This is a genomic window from Streptomyces sp. H27-C3, from assembly GCF_030063415.1.
Lineage (GTDB): Bacteria > Actinomycetota > Actinomycetes > Streptomycetales > Streptomycetaceae > Streptomyces.
Genome location: NZ_JASITA010000033.1, coordinates 13,697 through 35,099, shown reverse-complemented (window position 1 = coordinate 35,099; position 21,403 = coordinate 13,697). Strand labels below are relative to the sequence as shown.

General features: G+C 70.6%; 12 protein-coding genes. 9 read left to right on the top strand and 3 right to left on the bottom strand.

The window, feature by feature from the left end:
• The first annotated feature begins 52 nt into the window (after positions 1–52).
• Together QMK30_RS27925 and QMK30_RS27920 are read left to right on the top strand one after the other, a co-directional pair.
• Positions 53–1,063, top strand: a complete 1,011-nt coding sequence (locus QMK30_RS27925) for an SPFH domain-containing protein (protein WP_283521104.1) — start codon at positions 53–55, stop codon at positions 1,061–1,063.
• The gene (locus QMK30_RS27920) at positions 1,060–1,959 is read left to right on the top strand and encodes a hypothetical protein (RefSeq protein ID WP_283521103.1); all 900 of its coding nucleotides are present in this window, start codon (positions 1,060–1,062) and stop codon (positions 1,957–1,959) included. Before QMK30_RS27925 ends, QMK30_RS27920 begins: the two co-directional genes overlap by 4 nt.
• Before the next feature lie 366 nt (positions 1,960–2,325).
• Here the strand turns inward: QMK30_RS27920 and QMK30_RS27915 are convergent, their stop codons facing one another.
• On the bottom strand, positions 2,326–2,535 hold the full coding sequence (locus QMK30_RS27915; protein ID WP_283521102.1) for a hypothetical protein: 210 nt from the start codon (positions 2,533–2,535) through the stop codon (positions 2,326–2,328).
• A gap of 471 nt (positions 2,536–3,006) precedes the next feature.
• Between QMK30_RS27915 and QMK30_RS27910 the strand changes: the two genes are divergently transcribed.
• From QMK30_RS27910 to QMK30_RS27900, 3 genes are read left to right on the top strand one after another with little or no spacing between them, the layout of a single operon-like run.
• Positions 3,007–9,387 carry a protein kinase domain-containing protein gene (locus QMK30_RS27910; RefSeq protein WP_283521101.1) on the top strand — a complete coding sequence of 2,127 codons (6,381 nt, stop codon included), beginning with the start codon at positions 3,007–3,009 and terminating at the stop codon, positions 9,385–9,387.
• 49 nt (positions 9,388–9,436) lie between these two features.
• Positions 9,437–12,400, top strand: coding sequence for a DEAD/DEAH box helicase (locus QMK30_RS27905; RefSeq protein WP_283521100.1), 2,964 nt, complete (start codon positions 9,437–9,439; stop codon positions 12,398–12,400).
• On the top strand, positions 12,400–16,524 hold the full coding sequence (locus QMK30_RS27900) for an Eco57I restriction-modification methylase domain-containing protein (protein ID WP_283521099.1): 4,125 nt from the start codon (positions 12,400–12,402) through the stop codon (positions 16,522–16,524). Before QMK30_RS27905 ends, QMK30_RS27900 begins: the two co-directional genes overlap by 1 nt.
• 57 nt (positions 16,525–16,581) lie before the next feature.
• On the opposite strand, the gene QMK30_RS27895 is transcribed toward QMK30_RS27900, so the two are convergent.
• Together QMK30_RS27895 and QMK30_RS27890 are read right to left on the bottom strand one after the other, a co-directional pair.
• Positions 16,582–16,773, bottom strand: coding sequence for a DUF397 domain-containing protein (locus QMK30_RS27895; protein ID WP_283521098.1), 192 nt, complete (start codon positions 16,771–16,773; stop codon positions 16,582–16,584).
• A complete protein-coding gene (locus QMK30_RS27890) occupies positions 16,770–17,633 on the bottom strand; it encodes a helix-turn-helix domain-containing protein (protein WP_283521097.1) in 864 nt (287 codons plus the stop codon). Before QMK30_RS27890 ends, QMK30_RS27895 begins: the two co-directional genes overlap by 4 nt.
• Before the next feature lie 155 nt (positions 17,634–17,788).
• Here QMK30_RS27890 and QMK30_RS27885 point away from each other — a divergent pair, with 155 nt between their 5' ends.
• The 4 genes from QMK30_RS27885 to grpE all read left to right on the top strand — a co-directional run bounded on the left by QMK30_RS27885 (position 17,789) and on the right by grpE (position 21,392).
• Positions 17,789–18,235, top strand: a complete 447-nt coding sequence (locus tag QMK30_RS27885) for an ATP-binding protein (protein WP_283521096.1) — start codon at positions 17,789–17,791, stop codon at positions 18,233–18,235.
• Positions 18,236–18,304: 69 nt separating this feature from the next.
• Positions 18,305–20,518 carry a hypothetical protein gene (locus QMK30_RS27880; protein ID WP_283521095.1) on the top strand — a complete coding sequence of 738 codons (2,214 nt, stop codon included), beginning with the start codon at positions 18,305–18,307 and terminating at the stop codon, positions 20,516–20,518.
• Entirely contained in the window at positions 20,515–20,793 is a 279-nt protein-coding gene (locus tag QMK30_RS27875; RefSeq protein WP_283521094.1) for a hypothetical protein, read from the top strand. The genes QMK30_RS27880 and QMK30_RS27875 overlap by 4 nt, the downstream gene beginning before the upstream one ends.
• The gene (gene grpE, locus QMK30_RS27870) at positions 20,790–21,392 is read left to right on the top strand and encodes a nucleotide exchange factor GrpE (protein ID WP_283521093.1); all 603 of its coding nucleotides are present in this window, start codon (positions 20,790–20,792) and stop codon (positions 21,390–21,392) included. Before QMK30_RS27875 ends, grpE begins: the two co-directional genes overlap by 4 nt.
• Positions 21,393–21,403 lie beyond the last annotated feature (11 nt).

The following is a 21,403-nucleotide window of genomic DNA, read 5'->3' as shown; positions in this document are numbered from 1 at the left end:
ATAACGAATCGACGCCATATCGTCTGACTGACGAGAAAGAGGGGGTCGCACCATGGCCGACATCACCAGGCGCCTCGGTTGGCGCCATCTGCGTTCCGCGCCCACCGCCCACGTCCGCCACCACAGGCGCGGCCGACTGGTCCACGACGGCCCGGGACTGAGCTTCTGGTTCCGGTTGTTGACGGCCGCTCTCTCCGAAGTGCCGGTCGACGACCGGGAACTGGCCATGACCTTCCATGCCCGTACGTCCGACTTCCAGGACGTGAGCGTGCAGGCCACGGTGACGTACCGGATCAGCGACCCGGCCATCGCGGCCGCCCGTCTGGACTTCTCCGTCGACCCGGACACCGGCGCCTGGCGCGGGGCACCGCTGGAGCAGATCTCCACCCTGCTCACCGAGACCGCCCAGCAGCACGCCCTCGATGTCCTGGCCCGAACCCCGCTGGCGGCGACCCTGGTCGACGGTGTCGCGTCCGTACGAGAGCGGATCTCAGACGGTCTGGCCGGCGAGCCGCGGCTGCCCGCCACCGGCATCGAAGTGGTGACCGCGCGCGTGGTCGCCGTCCGCCCCGAGCCGGACGTCGAACGGGCCCTGCGCACGCCCGCGCGGGAACTGATCCAGCAGGAGGCCGACCGCGCGACGTACGAGCGGCGGGCCGTGGCCGTGCAGCGCGAACGTGCCATCGCCGAGAACGAACTCGGCAGCAAGATCGAACTGGCCCGTCAGGAGGAACAGCTGGTCGAGCAGCGCGGCACCAACGCCCGCCGCGAGGCCGAGGAGAACGCGGCTGCGGACGGCGTGCGGGCCGAGGCCGAGGCGGCGCGCGCGGTGCGACTGGCGCGGGCGGAGGCCGAGGCGGCGCGGGCGGTCGGTGCCGCCAGAGCGGAGTCCCAGGCAGCCTGGCTGCGGGTGCACGCCGAGGTGGACGCCGCGACACTGCACGCCCTGGCCGTCACCCGGCTCGCCGAGAACCTGCCCCGCATCGACAGCGTCACGCTCTCCCCCGACGTGCTCACGGGGCTGCTCGCCAGGCTCGGCCGGGCCGACGGGGAGGGGGCGTGAGCCTCGCGCCGCGCGCGGTGCTGGTGCATCGCACCACCGAGTACGAGGCTTTGCTCGCCCGGCACAGCACCCATGGCCAGGCCGCGTTCTTCCTGTCCTCGCGCGGCCGGGGCGTCGAGGAGGTGCGCGAGCGGCACCGCCGTACGCGGCAGGCGCTCGTCGAGGTGGCGGCGGCCGTGCCGCTCCAGTGGCGGCAGACCCGGGTGGAGCGGGCCGACCTCGACCGGTTCCTCTTCGCGCCCGAGGACGTGGTGGTCGTGGTCGGCCAGGACGGGCTGGTCGCCAATGCCGCCAAGTACCTGTCGGGCCAGCCGGTGGTGGGCATCAACACCGACCCCGGCCGCAACCCCGGCGTCCTGGTCCGCCACCGCGCGGCCGACGCGCCCGCGCTGCTCGGCGCCGCCGCGGCGGGCGCGGGCAGCGTCGACGAACTCACCATGGTCGAGGCGGTCGCCGACGACACACAGCGTCTTCTCGCCCTCAACGAGATCTACTTCGGCCCGCCGGGCCACCAGACCGCCCGCTACCAACTGAGCCACGACGACGACGCGGCCCCCGCCGAGGCGCAGGCCTCCTCCGGTGTCCTGGTCGGCACCGGAACCGGCGCCACCGGCTGGCTGCGCTCCCTGTGGCAGGAGCGCGGCGCCGCCGTGCCGCTGCCCGGACCGGCCGATCCCCGGCTGATCTGGTTCGTACGGGAGGCCTGGCCCTCCCCCGCCACCGGCACCTCTCTGGTGGCGGGGGCACTCACCGGCGAACAGCGGCTTCGCCTCACCGTGGAGTCCGACCGACTGATCGCCTTCGGCGACGGCATGGAGTCCGACGCCCTGGAACTGACCTGGGGCCAGACGATCCGCATCGGCAGGTCCGCCACCGCGCTGCGGCTGCTCGGCTGAGGTGCTCGCCCTCGCTTGTCGCCCGCCACCCGGTCGGCGACCGCGTCCAGCGCGGTGAGTAGGAGGAACGGCAGGGTGGAGCCTGCGGCACGCCGGTCGAAAGGCCGCATCGGATGATCCCGATGCGGCCTGTGACCTGCGTAAACCGCTGGTCGGGACGACAGGATTTGAACCTGCGACCCCTTGACCCCCAGGAGTACGGGTCATCCCTTTTATCGGCACATACGACCGAAATTCAGGGTGCACGACGTGCGGAGCCGCGTATACCGATCAAGTGCGCGGAGGCCGTCTGGTCCCCAAGCGGTCCCCATGTACCACGTCTGCGGCGCCCGCAATCGAGAGTTGCCGCCGAGTCAGGAAGCCGGCTCACCAGGACTCGTCACTGCGTGGGACCTTGTTGTGCTCGATCACCGAGCGGGCCGCGTTGCTGGAGAGACCGGTGAGCTTCTCTACCGCCTCCGCGAACGTGCGCCACGCCCGCGCCGCGCCGCGCAACTTGCCCTCGTCGGCGTCCGTCCCGCCCGGGGTGGGGGTGGGGGCACGGGTGGGCTGGTGGGGCCCGTGGCGGGCGTTCATGACCGGCCGCCGCAACTGTAATGTCCGCAGCCCCAGCACTGTCCGCCATGGGGCCAGGCGCATGGGCACCCTCCGGCCCCGGCCCAGCGGGGGGGACAGCGAAGTCCGGCCGTGCGGCAACGGGCGAACTGGCGGGGCGGCGGCGTGCGCGGCTGAGGCGAGCAGGCTGTGCTGTCCGGCTTCGGGTACGCGGTCGGGGCGGCCCCGTCGCGCACATTCTCCTCACGAGGCTGTGCAACCTTTTTCGCGACCGGAGGGTCGACTTCGGTATGCACCACCGCCTGCCGTACCGGCAGACCCACTATGGACCGAAACGCCACCACTACCCCCTCTTAGACCTTGCCGCAGCCAGCGTTCGAGAGGCGTGTTTACATCGTCAACAGCACTTTGAGAACCTATAACCTCACTCCTGGTGTACACTCCCCGCGAGATACTCACCTTCCACCACGACGCGAGTGACGGGGAGCAGCAGTGGCACTGGAGCAGGTCGGTGGACGTTTCCGGATCATCGGCGACCTGGGGCGCGGAAACATGGGCGAGGTGCACCGGGCCGTGGACCTGGAAGCCACACCCGGTTCGACGCAGAACGAGGTGGCGCTGAAGACGGTGCTGCGCAACCGCACTGGCCTGCTGGTCGAGGCTGCGGAGGGGAAAAAGGAGACACAGCGCTTCCACCGCGAGGTGAAGATCATGCGCATGCTCTCCCAGGGGCACCCCAACCTCACCCATCTGATCGCAGGCGGCGTCGACGACGCACCGGGCGGCAGTGGTCTCCCCTATCTGGCAATGGAGTTGCTCGACGGCCACACCCTGGGCCTGCTGATGGACGAAGAGCCGCAGCTCCCGGTCTCCTGGGTCGCCGCGATCGGCGCGCAGATCGCGTCCGGCCTCGCCGCCGCGCACACGGCGGGCGTCGTCCACCGCGATCTGAAGCCGGCCAACGCGATGCTGCTCCACGACGGCACCGTGAAGATCCTCGACTTCGGCATGGGCTCGATCGTCGACGACCCCGAGCAGACACGGCTGACCAGCACCGGCGTGAGCGTCGGCACGGCACGGTACATGGCGCCCGAGCAGTTCCGCGCCGAGCCGGTTTCCGCCGCGGCCGATCTGTACGCGCTCGGCTGCGTCCTTTACGAAATGCTGATCGGCCGCCCCCCGTTCTCCGCGCGGACCGCCTTCGAGCTGTCCGTGCAGCATCAGTACGACCCGCCGCCGCAGCTGACCATCGTCCGGCCCGATCTGCCGCAGTCCCTGGTCCGGCTGGTCTCCCGGCTCCTGGAGAAGGAGGCGGAGAACCGGCCGGAGAACGCCACACTGGTCCGCGAGGCACTGATCCCGCACGCTCTCGCCCCCGACGGGACGATCGACCTGCTGGCCCCGGAGTGGACGGCCATGGACCCGGTGGCCCGGCTCCGCGCCGAGTTGCCGCAGCCCGCCGCCGTCAAGCCGGTTCCTGTGCCGCGCCGCGCACCTCGGCTGCCCGAGGCGATGGACGTCTTCGGTATCCACGCCGACCTGATCAGTGAGTACGAGAGCTTCACCCGGAGCGCCACCGTCATCCGGGACGCCCGGATCGAGAACTTCGTCGAGGACGACCTGGCCTCGAAGTCCCAGTGGCCCGACCCCTGGCTCTCGCTGAATCCGTTCTTCGCCGACGGCGGCCAGGTCACCGACCTGGTCAGGGACGGGGTGCTGCATCCCCGCTGCGCCGAGATCTTCCAAGCCGGCAAGAAGGAGGACGCCCGCCGCCCGGACGGCCGGCCCCTCACCTTCCACCGCCACCAGCGCGAGGCGGTCGAGGCCGCCCAGGCGGGCGATTCGTACGTGCTCACCACCGGCACGGGCTCCGGCAAATCGCTCGCCTACATCGTGCCGATCGTCGACCAGGTACTCAAGGAGCGGGAGGCGTCAGGCCCTGGGGCCCCGCGCCGGGTGCGGGCGATCGTCGTCTACCCGATGAACGCGCTGGCCAACTCGCAGCTCAAGGAGTTGGAGAAGTTCCTGCGCCACGGCTTCGGGGAGGGCCGTGAGCCGGTCACCTTCGCCCGGTACACGGGCCAGGAGAACGAGGAGCGGCGCAAGGAGCTGCGCCGGAATCCGCCGGACATCCTGCTCACCAACTACGTGATGCTGGAGCTGATGCTCACCCGGCCGGACGACCGCGACGGTCTGATCCGTAACGCCGAGGGGCTGCAGTTCCTCGTCTTCGACGAGCTGCACACCTACCGGGGCCGGCAGGGCGCCGATGTCGCGCTGCTGATCCGCCGGGTCCGCGAGGCGTGCCGGGCCGGGCGGACACTGCAGTGCGTGGGCACCTCGGCGACCATGTCCACCGAGGGCACCTGGGACGACCAGCGGCGGGAGGTCGCCCGGGTCGCGGGCCGGCTCTTCGGCACCACGGTCCTGCCCTCCCGGGTGATCGGCGAGACGCTGGTGCGGGCCACCGGCCAGGCCCAGGAGACGGTGCCCGCCCAGCGGCTGCGGATGCCCGCGGCGCCCCGCGCGTACGAGGCGCTCACCCAGGACCCCCTCGCCCGCTGGGTGGAGTCCCGGTTCGGGCTCGAAGAGGAGCCGGGTACTGGGCGGTTGCGCCGCTGTGCGCCGCGGACCATCGAGTCGGCCGCCGAGGAGCTGTCCGCGGAGTCGGGGGTTCCCGCCGATCAGGTCCGGGAGGCGATCCGGGCGACCCTGGAGGCCGGTTCGCAGGCGAAGCACCCGGTGACGGAGCGTCCGCTGTTCGCCTTCCGCCTGCACCAGTTCCTCTCCAAGGGCGACACCGTGTTCACGACCCTGGAGAACCCGCTCACCCGCCCGCTGACCCGCACCTTCCAGCTGGAGCGGCCGGGCAGCGGCGGCATGCCGCTGTATCCGCTGGCGTTCTGCCGGGAGTGCGGCCAGGAGTACCTCACCGTGTGGCGCACCGAGGACCGCGACGGCGTCTTCCGCTACGAACCGCGCCGTGACACCTCGGCCTCCGGCGGCCGTAAGGGCGAGGGCTATCTGTACGTCGGGGTGCCCGGTGAGGACTACGTCTGGCCGGCCGACCCGCAGAAGGCGGTGGACGACCGGCGCCTTCCGGAGTCCTGGCTGGAGCCGGACGCGAACGGTCTGACGGTGGTGAAGAAGTCGTACCGGGAGCGGGTGCCCAAGCGGGTCGTCGTGGACCCGCTCGGTGCGGAGAGCGCGGGGAGCGCGGAGACCGGCGAGGGTCTGGAGGCGGCGTTCGTCCCGGCGCCGTTCCTGTTCTGTGTGCACTGCCAGGTGTCGTACGAGCAGACCCGCGGCCGCGACTTCGCCAAGCTGGCCACGCTCGACCAGGAGGGCCGTTCATCGGCCACGTCCCTGATCTCCGCCTCCATCCTCAAGTCGCTGCGCGCGGTGCCCGAGAAGAGCCTGGGCAAGGAGGCCCGTAAGCTCCTCACCTTCGTCGACAACCGTCAGGACGCGTCGCTGCAGGCGGGCCACTTCAATGACTTCGCGCAGGTCTCCCAGTTGCGCGGGGCGCTGTACACGGCGGTGGTGCGGTCCGGTGAGGAGGGACTTCGGCATGACGACCTGACGCAGGCTGTGACCGAGGTGATGAGTCTGTCGCCGCGCGAGTACACCGGCATCGCCGACCAGCCGCCGTCCATGGAGCGCCGGGCGACGGAGACCTTCCGGGACGTCGTCGGCTACCGCCTCTACCGCGATCTGGAGCGCGGCTGGCGGATCACCATGCCCAACCTGGAGCAGACGGGTCTGCTCCGGATCGACTACGAGGACCTGAACTGGGTGGCCGACCGCGCCGAGCGCTGGGAGCAGGCGCACCCGGTGCTCCGTGAGATCGACGCGGAGCTGCGTGCCGAGATCGCCCGCACCCTCCTGGACTACCTGCGGCGGGGTCTCGCCATCGATGTGCAGCATTTCCGGGACGACTTCGACACTCTGAAGGGTGCCAGCGAGGAACGGCTGACCGGTCCTTGGGTGCTCGGCGACAGCGACAAGCCGAATGTCGGCACGGCCTACCCGTACGGGTCCAAGCCCGGCATGGAGCGCACCGCCCTGTTCCTCTCCCCGCGCGGCAAATTCGGCAAGTACTTGCGGCGGAACGTGCCCGCGCTGCGCGAGGCCCCGCAGGACGACGTGCAGGGCGTGATCGAGGACCTGTTCACCGTGCTGCGCGACGCCGATCTGGTACGTGAGGTGGAGGCCACCCCGGAGGGATTCGGTCCGGCGTTCCGCCGGCGTTCGACGGAGAAGCGTACCGGGTACCGGGTGTCGGCCGCCGCATTGGTGTGGCGGGCCGGCAACGGCGAGACGGGTGCGATCGATCCGCTGACCCGCACCTACAACCACGGTGAGGGACCGCGCGTCAATCCCTTCTTCCGCGACCTGTACCGCGACGCCGCGACCGAACTCGCCGGTCTCTTCGCCCGCGAACACACCGCGCAGGTGCCGCCGGAGGACCGGCTGCAGCGCGAGGAGGAGTTCCGCACGGCCGAACTGCCGCTGCTCTACTGCTCGCCGACGATGGAGCTGGGTGTCGACATCTCCTCGCTCAACGCGGTGATGATGCGCAATGTGCCGCCGACTCCGGCGAACTACGCGCAGCGTTCCGGCCGGGCGGGCCGCCACGGCCAGCCTGCTCTGGTCACCACGTACTGCGCGACGGGCAACAGCCACGACCAGTATTACTTCCGCCGCTCTGAGGCGATGGTCTCCGGCCAGGTCTCGCCGCCCCGCCTCGACCTCGCCAACGAGGACCTGGTCCGCTCGCACGTCCAGGGCATCTGGCTGGCGGAGACCAGGATGAAGCTCGGTACGGCCGTCCCGGACGTCGTCGATGTGGCGTACGACCCGGAGAGCGGGGACCGGCCCGATCCACGGATGGAGCTGCCGCTCCACACGCACTTCCGTGACAAGTCGCTCGACGAGGACGCCCGCCGCCGCGCGGTCGCCGCCGCGCATGCCGTGCTCGCGCCGCTGATCCCGGACTTCCAGGACACCACCTGGTGGTACGACGATTGGATCGAGGACCGGATCGAGCGGGCCCCCGCCAAGTTCGACGCCTCCTTCGACCGCTGGCGCGACCTGTTCCGGGCCGCCGTCCTCGACCAGTACGAGCAGAACAAGCGGGTGGTGGACCACACTCTCAGCCAGGGCGAGCAGGGCCGTGCCCGCACCCGCCGCCGGGAGGCCGAGACACAGACCAATCTGCTGCTCAACCGCTCCACCGACAACAAGTCGGTGATGAGCGACTTCAACCCCTACCGCTATCTGGCCTCCGAGGGTTTCCTGCCCGGCTACAGCTTCCCGCGCCTGCCGCTTGCCGCGTACATCCCGCGTACGGGCAACAGGCGCAACGCCGACGGCGACTATCTGCAGCGCCCGCGGTTCCTGGCGATCCGCGAGTTCGGTCCTGGCGCGCTGATCTACCACGAGGGCGCCCGCTACCAGGTGACCCGGATCCAGCTGCCGCCGGACGCCTCAGGTGACCTGGCGACGGCGGAGGCGCGCCGCTGCGACGCCTGCGGCTACCACCACCCGGCGCGCCCCGGTCTCGACCGCTGCGCCATGTGCAAGACGGAGCTGACCGGCAAGCGAACCGGCCTGATCCATCTGCACACCGTGTACACCACGCCGCGCGAGCGGATCTCCTCCGACGAGGAGGAGCGGCGCCGGGCCGGTTTCCGTCTGGAGACCTCGTACGCCTTCCAGGACCACGGGGTCCGCAAGGGCCGTCTCACCTCGCACGTGACGGACAGCGAGGGCGCGGCCGTCCTCGGTCTTGACTACGGCGACTCGGCCACGGTCCGGATCACCAACCTGGGCCGAGTCCGCGACAAGGAGGACGTGCAGGACGGCTACTGGCTCGACCTGGGCGACGGCCGCTGGCTCAACGACCGGGCCGCCGCGGACGCCGTGGAGGGCACCGGGATGCCGGTGGTCGACGAGGACGGCAACGAGAAGCGCCGCAAGAAGCGGGTCCTGCCATACGTGGAGGACCGGCGGAACATCCTGGTGGCGACACTGGACGAGCCGCTGCCCGAGCCGATCGCGTTCTCCGTCCTGTACGCCTTGGAGCGGGGCATCGAGGCGGCCTTCGAGCTGGAGGACTCCGAGCTGTCGGCCGAGCTGCTCCCGCCCCCCGACGGGCCGCGCCGCAGGCTGCTCTTCACCGAGGCCGCGGAGGGCGGCGCGGGTGTGCTGCGCCGGCTGCGCCAAGAACGCAAGGCGCTGGCGAAGGCGGCCCGCGCCGCCCTGGAGATCTGCCACTTCGACCCGGACACCGGTGAGGACCTGGGCGGTCCCCAGGGCGGCGAGGAATGCGCCCGAGGCTGCTACGCCTGCCTCCTGACGTACGGAAACCAGACGAACCACCGGCAGTTGAGCCGGTTCGCGGCACGCCCGCTGCTGCTGCGGCTCGCGGGCTCGCACACCGAGCGGGAGGACCGGGGCGAGTCGCGGAGCGAGCAGTTCCGCCGGCTGGCGACGCCCGTGCGGACCGAAGTCGAAGGCCCGGCCGTCTCCACGCCACCGGCCGTCTCCACGCCGCTGGAGGCGGACCTCGCGGCCCTGATCGCCTCGGGCGATCTCCTCGGCTGGCTGAAGGCCAAGGGCTACCGGCTGCCGGACGAGGTCGATGTCCTGGTGCCGGAGGCCGCCGCAAAGCCGGATCTGGTGTTCCGCCTCGAAGGCGCCCATCTCGCCGTGTTCGTCGACCTCCCGGACCACGCCGCCGACTCCACCCGGGACACCGAGGCCGGCTACCGCCTGGAGGAGGCCGGCTGGGACGTCCTGCGCTTCCGGGCCGGTTCCGACTGGGATGCCGTTGCCGACGACAACGCGACGTATTTCCATACCCGTTGACACCCGGAACGTTCCCCGTCCCGCCGATCCCGAAGGAACCGAGAGACCCATGAGCCCCACATACACGGCCGGTTCGCTGGTGACCGCCCGCGGCCGCGAATGGGTGGTGCTCCCCGAGAGCGCCTCCGGCATGCTGGTGCTGCGCCCGCTGGGTGGCGGCGAGGACGACATCGCGGCCGTCTTCCCCGCCTTCGAGCAGGTGCAGTCGGCGCAGTTCGCGCCGCCGAGCCCGTCCGACCTCGGTGATCAGCGGGCGGCGGGCCTGCTGCGGACGGCGCTGCGGATCGGTTTCCGCTCCGGGGCCGGGCCGTTCCGCGCGCTGGCGTCGATCGCCGTGGAGCCGCGCGCGTACCAGCTGGTGCCGCTGCTCATGGCGCTGCGGCAGCGCACGGTGCGGCTGCTCATCTCGGACGACGTCGGGATCGGCAAGACCATCGAGGCCGGTCTGATCGTCAAGGAGCTGCTCGCGCAGGGCGAGGCGACCCGTCTCGCGGTGCTCTGTTCGCCCTCGCTCGCCGAGCAGTGGCAGGGCGAGCTGCGGGAGAAGTTCGGCATCGACGCCGAGCTGGTGCTCGCCTCCACCGTGTCGCGTCTGGAGCGCGGCCTGGAGCTGGGCCAGTCGCTGTTCGACCAGCATCCGTTCACGATCATCTCGACGGACTTCATCAAGTCGACGCGCCACCGCGAGGACTTCGTACGGCACTGTCCCGACCTGGTGGTCGTCGACGAGGCGCACACCTGTGTCGCGGCCGACGACGCGACGGGCCCGGCCACCTCGTCAACCACCAGCCAGCTCCGCTTCGAGCTGCTGCGGCGCGTCGCCGCCGACGAGAACCGGCATCTGCTGCTGCTCACCGCCACCCCGCACTCCGGCAAGGAGTCCGCGTTCCGCAACCTGCTCGGCCTGGTCCGCCCGGACCTCGCCACCGTCGACCTCGACAGCCCGGCGGGCCGGGCCCGCCTCGCCGAGCACTTCGTCGCCCGCAAGCGCGCCGATGTCCGCGAGTACTTGACCAAGGAGGACGGTCTCGCCGACGACTCCCTCGCCGAGCGGACCGCGTTCCCCTCCGACCGGTGGACCAAGGACGAGCCGTACAAGCTGACCCCCGCCTACCGGGCGCTCCTCGACGACGCCATCGCCTACGCCAGGGACCGGGTGGAGACTGCCGGGCTTCAGGGCAAGCGGGAGGCGCGAATCGCCTGGTGGTCGGTGATCGCGCTGCTCCGCTCCATGGTGTCCTCGCCGGCCGCCGCCGCCCGCACCCTGGAGACCCGCTCCGAGTCCGCCGCCGCGCGCAGTGCCGGTGAGGCGGACGCCCTCGGAGCCCCGCTGACCCGTGACTCCTCCGACAGCGACCGCATGGAGGGCATGGACGTCGCACCGGGCGCGGCGGAGAGCGAGCAGGGCGACCCGCGACTGCGCGAACTCGCCGTGCGCGCCGCCGAGTTGTACGGTCCGGCGTCCGACGCCAAGCTGAAGGCCCTGACCGGTCACCTGAAGTCGCTGATCGCGGACGGCTACAGCCCGATCGTCTTCTGCCGCTACATCCCCACCGCCGAATACCTGGCGACGCAGCTGGAGAAGAAGCTGGGGGCGAAGACACGCATCGCGTCCGTCACCGGCACACTCTCCCCGCAACAGCGCCTGGAGCGCATCGAGCAGCTCGCCGCAGAGGACGCGGACGACCCTGCCGTCCGCCGTGTCCTGATCGCCACCGACTGCCTCTCCGAGGGCGTCAACCTGCAACATGCCTTCAACGCGGTGGTCCACTACGACCTGGCGTGGAACCCGACCCGGCACGACCAGCGGGAGGGCCGCGTCGACCGGTACGGGCAGAAGCGCGACCAGGTCCGGGTGATCACCATGTTCGGTGAGGACAACGGCATCGACGGCAAGGTCCTGGAGGTGCTGTTCGCCAAGCACCGGCAGATCAAGAAGGACCTCGGCATCTCGGTCTCGGTGCCGGACGAGACGGCTTCCGGTGTCACCGACGCGGTGGTCGAGTGGCTGCTCCTGCACGGCAGGCAGGGCACCCAGGAGGGACTCTTCGAACTCGACGGACACCAGGAGTCCTTCGACCGCATCGAGCGGGAGTGGAACTCGGCCGCCGAGCGCGAGAAGACGTCCCGTTCGAAGTACGCGCAGCGCGCCGTCCACCCGGAGGAGGTGGCTCGCGAGGTCGCCGCCGTACGAGCCGCGCTCGGCGGCTCGGATGAGGTCCGCGGTTTCGTCCTGGAGGCGCTGCGCGACCTGGACGCCCAGGTCCGCGACCCGCGCGACGGCTCCGGCGACTTCGCCGCGCAGGTCAGCGGGACCCCTGCCGGGGTGCGGGACGGGCTCGCGGCGGTGCTCGGCGGGCGGATCGTGGAGGAGGACCGGGAGATCCCGTTCCGCACCAGTCCGGCGATCGGGCGCGGGGAAGCGGCCCTGGTCCGCACGGATCCGGCGGTCGGCGCGCTCGCCTCGTACGTCCTCGACTCGGCGCTCGACGCGAACACACCGGGGCCGCGTCCGGCCCGCCGCTGCGGCGTCGTCACCACGGACGCGGTCACCATCCGCACGACGCTGCTCCTGGTGCGCTACCGCTTCCACCTGACGCTGCCCTCGCGCACCGGGGAGCGGCAGGTCGTCGCCGAGGACGCCCGGCTGCTCGCCTTCGAGGGCCTCCCTGCACGGGCCCGCTGGCTCGACGACGACGCGGCGGCGGCGCTCCTCGGAGCGCGGGCCGCCACGAACACGCACGAGCAGCTGGCCCACAACCAGATCACCCGCACCCTGGACGGACTGCCGGGTCTGACCGGCCACATCACCGAGTACGGGGTCGAGCTCGCCGCCGAGCTCGCCGCCTCGCACCGGCGGGTACGGAAGGCGGGCGACGAGATCGTCCGTGGCCTGAAGGTCGTCCCGCAGGAGCCTGCCGATGTGCTCGGTGTGTACGTGTATCTGCCGGAGCAGCCCGCCGCTGCCGTCTACCCTTCTTCCGCCTCTACCGTGACCGGAGCCGAAGCCTGATGTCCGCCGCCACCCGCACCGCACCGGTCTTCACCGCCGTCACCACCGTCGGCGGGCTGCTCCCCGCCGACATGCTGCTTCGCATCGCAGAGGCGCGGAACCTGCCGGGCACGAAGTCCGCCGATTACGGACTGCCGGGTTCGGTCGCCGTCCGCGACGAGGCCGAGCGCGCCTGGGAGTACCTCAAGCCGCTCTGGCGCGAACTGCGCACTGCCCTTCCGGCCGATCCGGTGACCGGCGCACCGGCCGCCGACCCCACTGGCCGGGCCTCGTCCGACTGGCTCTCCCAACTGTTCCGCAAGCTCGACTTCGGCGCGCTCACCGAGGTCGGCCCGGCCGGGATCGCCGCCGACGCGAACCCCGAGACCCGGTTCCGTGTCTCGCACCGGCACGGGCCCGCGCTGGTCCACCTGATCCCCTGGAACCAGGAGCCGGACAAGCGGCCCTCGGCCGGGCAGGTGCCGCCGCAGTCCCTGGTGCAGGACTGCCTCAACCGCACCGAGGCCCATCTGTGGGCGGTCCTCACCAACGGGCGGACGCTGCGGCTCCTTCGCGACTCGTCGTCGTTCGCGACGGCCGCGTACGTCGAGTTCGACCTGGAGGCGATCTTCGACGGTGAGCTGTTCAGCGAGTTCGTGCTGTTGTACTGCGTCCTGCACGCGTCACGGTTCGAGGTGGCAGAGGGCACGGCGGCAGCTGGGTGCTGGCTGGAGAAGTGGCGGACCGAGGCGGTCACCTCCGGTGCGCGTGCCCTGGACCAGCTGAGGCTCGGTGTCCAGCAGGCGCTGACCGTGCTCGGTACGGGTTTCCTGCGCCATCCGGAGAACGCGGCGCTGCGTGAGGACACCGACCCGAAGGCGCTGCAGGCGGCGCTGCTCAGGCTCGTGTACCGCCTGCTCTTCGTCTTCGTCGCCGAGGACCGCGACGCACTCCTGGACCCGGCGGCGGACGAGCGCGCCCGGGACACCTACGTCCGGTACTTCTCCTCGGACCGGCTCCGCCGACGGGCCCGGCGGCGGCAGGGCACCGCGCACGGTGACCAGTACGAGGCGCTGCGCCTCGTCCTCGACGCCCTCGGCACCGAGGGCGGTCGGCCCGAGCTGGGTCTGCCCGGCCTCGGCGGGCTGTTCTCGCGTACCGAGGCGGACGCGCCGCTCGACGGGCTGAAGCTGTCCAACGAGGCGCTGCTCACGGCGGTTCAGCGTCTGGCGCAGGTCCGCGACCCGGGGGCGCGGCGGTGGCGGGCCGTCGACTACCGACACCTGGACGCGGAGGAGCTCGGCTCGGTCTACGAGTCGCTCCTTGAGCTGGAGCCGAAGCACTCGGCGACCGACCGGTCGTTCGAGCTGGTCGAGGTGGCGGGCAACAGCCGCAAGACGACGGGCAGTTACTACACGCCGTCGTCGCTGATCGAGTGCCTGCTCGACACGACGCTCGACCCGGTGATCGACGATGCGTTGAAGCGGGGCGAGCAGCGGGCCTCGGCGGGCGGACGGCCCGACCCGGCGGACGACATCGTCGACGAGCTGCTCGGGCTCACGGTGTGCGACCCGGCGTGCGGTTCCGGGCACTTCCTGGTCGCCTCAGCTCGGCGGATCGCCAAGCGTGTCGCGGCGGTGCGCGAGCGCAACCCGGAGCCGACGGTGGACGCGGTGCGGCACGCGCTCCGGGAGGTCGTGGCGCGGTGCGTCTACGGGGTCGACCTCAACCCGATGGCGGTGGAGCTGGCGAAGGTGTCGCTGTGGCTGGAGGCGATGGAGCCGGGGAAGGCGCTGGGGTTCCTGGACGCGCATGTGAAGCACGGCAACGGGCTGATCGGCTCGACGCCGAAGCTGCTTGCGGACGGGGTGCCGGACGACGCGTTCAAGCCGATCGAGGGCGACGACAAGAAGTACGCGTCCGGCCTGGTCAAGCGGAACAAGACGCAGCGCGGCGGCCAGGACGAGTTGCTGTTCGACACGGAGCCGCTGCCCGGGAACGACGTGTACGCGGACGCGCTGCGGCGGATCGTCTCGGCGCGTGCGGAGTCGCTGGAAGACGTGCACGCGCAGGAGCGGGCGTACCGCGAGTACGTGGGGTCGTCGGCGTTCGTGCAGGATCTGCATGCGGCGGACGCGTGGTGTGCGGCGTTCGTCTGGCCGAAGGGGTCGGGGGCACCGGAGGCACCTACGGACCAGGTGTTCCGGGCACTGCGGGGGCGGGACCAGTCGGCGGTTCCGGATGCCACGCACGCGGAGATTCTGCGGCTGCGGGACCAGTACCGGTTCTTCCACTGGCACCTGGAGTTCCCGGAGGTGTTCGCGGTTCCGGAGAGCGGGGCGGGGGTCCAGGCGGGGACTGGATGGGCGGGGGGATTTGATGCGGTGGTGGGGAACCCGCCGTGGGAGCGGGTCAAGCTCCAGGAGCAGGAGTTCTTCGCTCAGCGAAACCCCGAGATCGCGGGGGCGAAGAACGCGGCGGCACGGAAGCGGCTCATCAGCGAACTCCGGGCAGACCGCGACGGTGCGATCCTGTACGAGGAGTTCGAAGGCGCCAAGCGACGAGCCGAGGGCGAGAGCCACTTCCTACGGGCCAGCGAGCGCTTTCCGCTGACAGGGCGCGGCGACATCAATACGTACGCGGTGTTCACGGAGACGGACCGGACGCTGACAGGGCCGCGGGGTCGGACGGGCGTGATCGTTCCGACGGGGATCGCGACGGATGCGACGACACAGTTCTTCTTCAAGGACCTGGTGCAGCGCGGCGACCTGGCCAGCCTGTTCGAGTTCGGGAACGAGGACAAGCTATTCGCCGCAGTCAAGGACTACGTGCGATTCTGCCTGCTCACCATGTACGGCCAAGGAAATCCAGAACTTCCGATCCCCATGGTCTTCAAGGTCCGACAGGTCTCCCAGATCGCCGACCGCGCCTACACACTGTCCTCCAGTGACATTCTCCGAATCAACCCCAACACGGGAACCTGCCCGGTCTTTTCATCTCGCCGCGATGTCGATATCAACCTTGGGATCTACCGCCGTTTCCCCGTTCTCATCAACGAAAGCGAACCGGACGGCAACCCGTGGGACGTCACCTTCATGACCACGTTCCACATGTCAGCTGACTCACATCTGTTCCGTCCAAATGCCCAGAATGGTGAGACCTTCGATGACCTGATCAAGGCAGGCTGGCAACTCGATCAAAACGTCCTGGTCCGAAACGACGACCGCCTCCTCCCCCTCTACGAGGCAAAGATGCTCCACCACTATGACCACCGCTTCTCGACGTACGAGGACGCGACCGAGAAACAGCTAAACGAGCGCACACTCCCACGGTTCACAGAGGAACAGCACCAGAACCCGGACGCCACGCCACTCCCCCGCTATTGGGTTCCTGAACATGACGTCCCCACTGGGGAGTTTGACAAGAGCGGGCAGGAGATTATAGTGCCGGGCGTCAAGAGTCGATTTGCGGCGAAGGGGTGGAACAGGGGGTGGGTGATGGGGTGGCGTGACGTTTGCCGGGCGAGCGATGAACGAACCATGATTGGTTCCGCCGCCCCAAGTTATGGATTCGGCCATAAGTATCTACTAGCGATTTCACCGAATGGTGCGCTTCTGTCCTCCGTCTGGTCGTCTTCCGTTCTGGACTACACCGCACGGCAATCCATCGGCGGGACATCAATGAGCTACTTCATTGTCCGGCAACTTCCCGTACCCACGCCCGAATCTCTCGCGGCCCATCATTCTTCACTGACATTGCGCCTCCTCGAACTCACCTATACCTCTCACGATATGGCCCCCTTCGCCCGCGACCTTGCCGACACCGGCGCCCCCTTCCACTGGGACCCCGACCGCCGCGCCGTGATCCGCGCCGAACTCGACGCCCTCTTCTTCCACCTCTACGACATCAACCGGGACGACACCGCCTACATCCTCGACACCTTCAACGTCACGCGCGGCAACGACATCAAGGCCCACGGCACCTATCGCACCAAGGACCTGATCCTCGCCGAGTACGACCGCATGGCCGCCGCTGGCCTCACCCTGGAGACCCCGCTCGACGAGAGCGACTCCGGCACGTACCGGTCCACGCTCACCCCGCCCCCGGGACAGGGCCCGCGCCACCCGGCCCGCCAGGACAGCTGACGTCCGGACAGCGCGAGGGGCGCCGCCCGCTGCTCAGCGGCGGCGCCCCTCGGCGTATCAGCGCTCCGACGCGAACCGCACAAACCGTCCCCATCCTTCACGGCCAACCGCGAAGGCCGGACGCACCACGTCTTTCGAATCCCTTACGTGGACGGCCTGTTCAGCGATTGCGATCTCCACGCAGTCGTCGCCCTGACTACCGCTGTAGCTGGACTTGAACCAGAACAGTTCCGCCGTACCGCTCGTCATCGCTCTCCTCGCAGTCTCTCCAGAAGGGCCCTGGTTTCCTGAGGGTTGAGGGCCTGCGAGCGCAGTGTGTCATAGCGCTGGTGGAGAAGACTCACCTCATTCGCGTCCGAGATGAGACGGCCACTCTGCTGCCCTTCGGCGTATCCGACCCGCCGCCGCTCCGGCGTCTCCAGCAGTCGCACCGGGCCGTCCAGGCACGCATGCAGCGCCGAGTCCAAGGGCACCACCTGCAACGTCACGTTCCGCCGAGATGTCAGCTCCAGCACGTGATCGAGCATCCCGCGCATGGCCTCGACGTCCCCGAACCGCCGCCGGAACACATGCTCCTCGACAATGAAACTGAACAGCGTCGTCGGCCGCTCCACCAGCATCCGCTGCCGTTCCGCCCGCGCCGCCGACAGCGCCTCAAGCCGCTCGTCCGTCACCACCGGAATCGTGCCCTCGAACACCGCCCGCGCATACGCCTCCGACTGCAACAACCCCGGCACCAGCCTGCACTCGTACGTACACAGACTCACCGCCGTCCGCTCCAGCCGCGCCCACTCCCTGAACCAAGCCGCCAGCCCCGTCTCGCCCCGCGACAGATGCCGTGCCGACTTTCGCAGCGCCCCCGTGTTGCCCGTAGCCTCCTCCGCGCGCTCCACGAACGAATCGTCCGGCATCCGGCGCCCCAACTCCACGGACTCCACGGTGTGCTTCGAGAACCGCACCAGCTCACCGAACTGCACCCGGCTGATCCCCGCATGCTCGCGCAGCGCCTGCACGACCGCCCCGAATGTCCGCAGGCTGTCCGACGGATGCGGTTCCCGTTCCCCTTCCCCCTCGGGAAGCTCCCCGACCCCTTCTCCGACGATGGTCATCCGCCGCCCCTTCCTGCCCTGCTGTTCCCTACGATCACACGCACCCAGAGTGACGGCGTACGCCCCGTACTGTCCACCCTGCGTGCCCGTACGCTGACCCCGCGTACGGACCGCACCCCTCGCCATCCCGCGCCCGCGACGGCCACGCTGACCCCATGGACCACACCGCATCCCAACCCCCCTCCCCCACCCTGGCGTTCCGTCAGAAGCTGTCATCCACCCGCCGCGGCGCACGCCTCGCCCGGCTCCTCGCCGTCACCGAACTCCACACCTGGGGCCTCTCGCCGGACGTCACGGACCGTGCCGAACTCGTCGTCGCCGAACTCGCTGCCAACGCCGTCCTGCACGGCCACGTCCCCGGCCGCGACTTCGAACTCGCTCTCACCTACACCCCGTTGACGCGCCCCGGCCGACTCCACATCGAGGTCTCCGACGCACGCGGCGACCTTCTCCCCCACCCCGCCGGCGAGGAGCGCGACCTCTCCACCGGCGGCCGGGGCCTGACCCTCGTCGCCCTGCTCGCCGACCACTGGGAGACCGTGGAACGCCCACCGGGCGGCAAGACAGTACGGGCGGAACTGGCCACCCTGTCCGGTATCTGACGGTCCGTTGACCGAGCCAACAGGCGCCCCATAAGGTCAACTGCGCGCCACGTGCACATGGGGGAACGCTTGAACGGCACCGATGCCTTACGCATGCTCCAACAGGCCGAACACGCCTACGGCGCGGGCAGATTCGCGTACACGATCAATCTGCTGCACCGGCTGGCCGCAGCACGGGACAGCCTCTCCGGCAGCGATCGCGCCTCCTTCGAGGCGCTGCGCGCCCTGCTCGCGGAACGCGCGGGCAACTGGCCGGAGGCGGTCCACCGCTGGCTCGCGGTGTTCGGCGGCGTACTGCCCGCGAGCGGTGAGGACCAGCCCTGCGACATCGGCTGTGACTGCGACGTCCGCACCGTGCTCGACGCCCCGGACGCCGCGTCCGGCGAGATGGTGTGCCTCTGCTGCCCGGCGCACGTGCTGTGGCGGCTGGTGTGGCAGGCGGCCTGCCAAGGGGCGATCGGTGAGGTCCTCGACGCCGTCCCCGACCTGTCCGGGATCCGGCGCACCGCCCTCGTGCACGCGCTGGCGGTCGGCGCGCTGCGGGCGCTCGCGGAGGGCGACTCGGTCGATCCGAGGCACGCGGTGTTCGCCATCGCCGTGTGGCGCCTGCTCCTCGACGAAGAGGACCCGCTCGGCTTCGAGGACCTGGTGACCGCCCGGCGCGGTGATCCGGTCAGCGTCCGGGACTGGTTGGCCGCGTGCGACGCGCTGGCGCACCGAATCCGTACAGCGCTGCGCTCGATCGACGAACGCGAAGGATTGGACGTCCTCGACGCCTGGGAGACCGTCTGGGACGTCGAGGGGTACGAGAACAGCGGCGAATTCGTCCGGGGCGAACGCGCGTATCTGCGGATGGAGGAGTGCTTCGCGATGTGCGACGGCTTCGCGCCCGGGGAGGACAGCCCCGGCTGCCGGTGCACCGTCGACACCTGGCAACCGCTCACGCCCGACACCACTCCCCCGTGCCTCGGCCGGCTGTTCGGCGGGCGCCCCGATGGCGGCTCACCCGTCACCGTGGACATGGCTGCCAGGCAACTGGCGGAGTGCGGCGAACACCGCACCCTGCTCGACGCGTACACCCACCGTTACGGCCAACCCGCCACCTGGCACGCGGAGTCCGACACGCACGCGGGCCGTACGCGGCACCTCGGGCTGGCCCTGGCCGTCAGGGCTCACGAGCAGTTCGAGAAGCACGAGTGGCAGGACGCCCTCGACGACTTCACCGAGGCGGCCCGCCTCGGCTTCGCACTCGACCGGAGTGACCAGGAGACCGTCCGCAAGGTCGCCCTGAAAGCGGGCCAGAACGGCAACGGCTACCAGCGGGCCACCCTCGTCGAGCGCACCCTCTGGCTGGAGTCCGCGCTCGTGCTCGCCCCGGACGAGGCCACCCTCGCCGAAGAGCTGGCGGCCACTCTGGTCCGGCGCGGCACGCAGGCGCTGCAGCGGAAGGACCAGCACGAGGGCCGTGCGCGCTTCCGGCGGGCGCTCGCCGTACGCCCCGGCGATCCGGTGGCGCAGGCGGCGCTGGACACGCTGGAGCTCGCCGAGGTCGCCGCCGTCATCTCGGGGAACAGACCGGGCAGGCAGCCCGGCCTGCAGCGGGTCGGGGAACTTCTGCACCGCCGACTCCGTGCGGGGGTATCGGGCGGGAAGCTGGGCGAGGTGCACGAGTGGTACCGGCACCGGATGACGGAACGGATCGTGGAGAAGGCACTCGCCGGGAAGAAGGGCGAGGCCCGCCGTGCCCTGCGGCAGCGGGAGGAGGTTGATCCGTCCTCGGAGGAGGGGAGAACCCGCGGCGACGACGACATCGCCCGCATCCTGCGCGAGACGGCCGTCCGGTACCTCGAAGAACTATCAGGTGACTTCGCCGAGCAGGTGCCCCTACGGCTCGCCGCCGCCGCGTCCTTCGCACGGCTCACCGGGGCCGAGTGCGAGCAGCAGGCGCTGGAGACCGTTTTGCCGTTCGCTGCAAAACTGGTCGACACCGGCCATCCCTCCGACCTCATCGCACTGCAGGCCGGGCTGCTGATCGCCCCGGGGCGCTGCACGGAGTACGACCAGCTCGTCGCTCTCGCGTACCAGCGGCGCGCCCTCGACCGCCGTGAGAACGGCGACCTCTCAGGGGCCGCACGCGACGAACGCACAGCGTCCGCACTGCGGTTGGAGACCGGACGGCAGATCGCCCTTCCGATCGACTCCGAACTGTTCCCCGGGCTCTTCGACCGTCCCGTACCGCAGCCGGACCAGGACGGCCAGGCGTACATCCAGGAGATTCTGTGACCACGCAGTCCCGCACACCGATGCCCTTCTTCGGCCCCACCGTGTTCGAGCTCCTCCCGGGTGCCCGCCTGGGCACCCGCCCGGCGGACCTCGCGAAATCGGCGGCCGTGGCGATCTCGCGGGCCCGCCGCGACCAGGACACGAGCCGCGCTCGCGTCCTCGCGCTGGAGGCCGCCAGGGACGCGGCCCGCACCACGGACGACGTCCTCGTCAGCGAACTGCTGACTCCTCCGCTCCCGCCGACCGCCGCACCGAAAGGCCCCCCACCGACGTGACCACGCCCCCGCCCGGCACCGACGACACCCCAGAGCTGAAGAAGCTGCGCCTCCGCGTCGAAGCCCTCGCGCGCAAACGCGACGACGCCGAAGCCCGGCTGACCGGCCTCCTCGCCGCACTGCTCCCGCTCGACGACCTCCTCGCCGACACGGCTCTCCGGGCCGAACAGCTCGGGCGGTCAGGAGCAGGCCGTACGGGGGTGCTCGCGGCCGCCGTGCACGAACAGACGGACGCCGCCCACCAGATGCTCCGGGCCGAGCTCGCCCGCTGCCAGGTCCGGCCCATGGACCTCGTGGGGAAGACCGCCGACCCGGTGGAGGCGCAGGTACTGACCGTCGAACCGCACCCGACCGCCCCCGAGGGCACCGTCCTGCGGGAGACCGTCACCGGCTTCCGCCTCGGGACCGACTGCCTGCGCCGTGCCGACGTCGTACTCGCCGTGCCCGGGCCGGGGCCCGCCGCCGAGCCTGACGCGCCCGCCGGGCAGCCGGACGGCGAGACCGCGCGGGAACGCCGGAACCAACCGCGCCGCATCAGCCGCGCCCGGCGCCGACAGCCGCTACCGCTGCCCAGCAAGCCCTCCAAGCGCCGCCGCTGAACGCGCGGCAC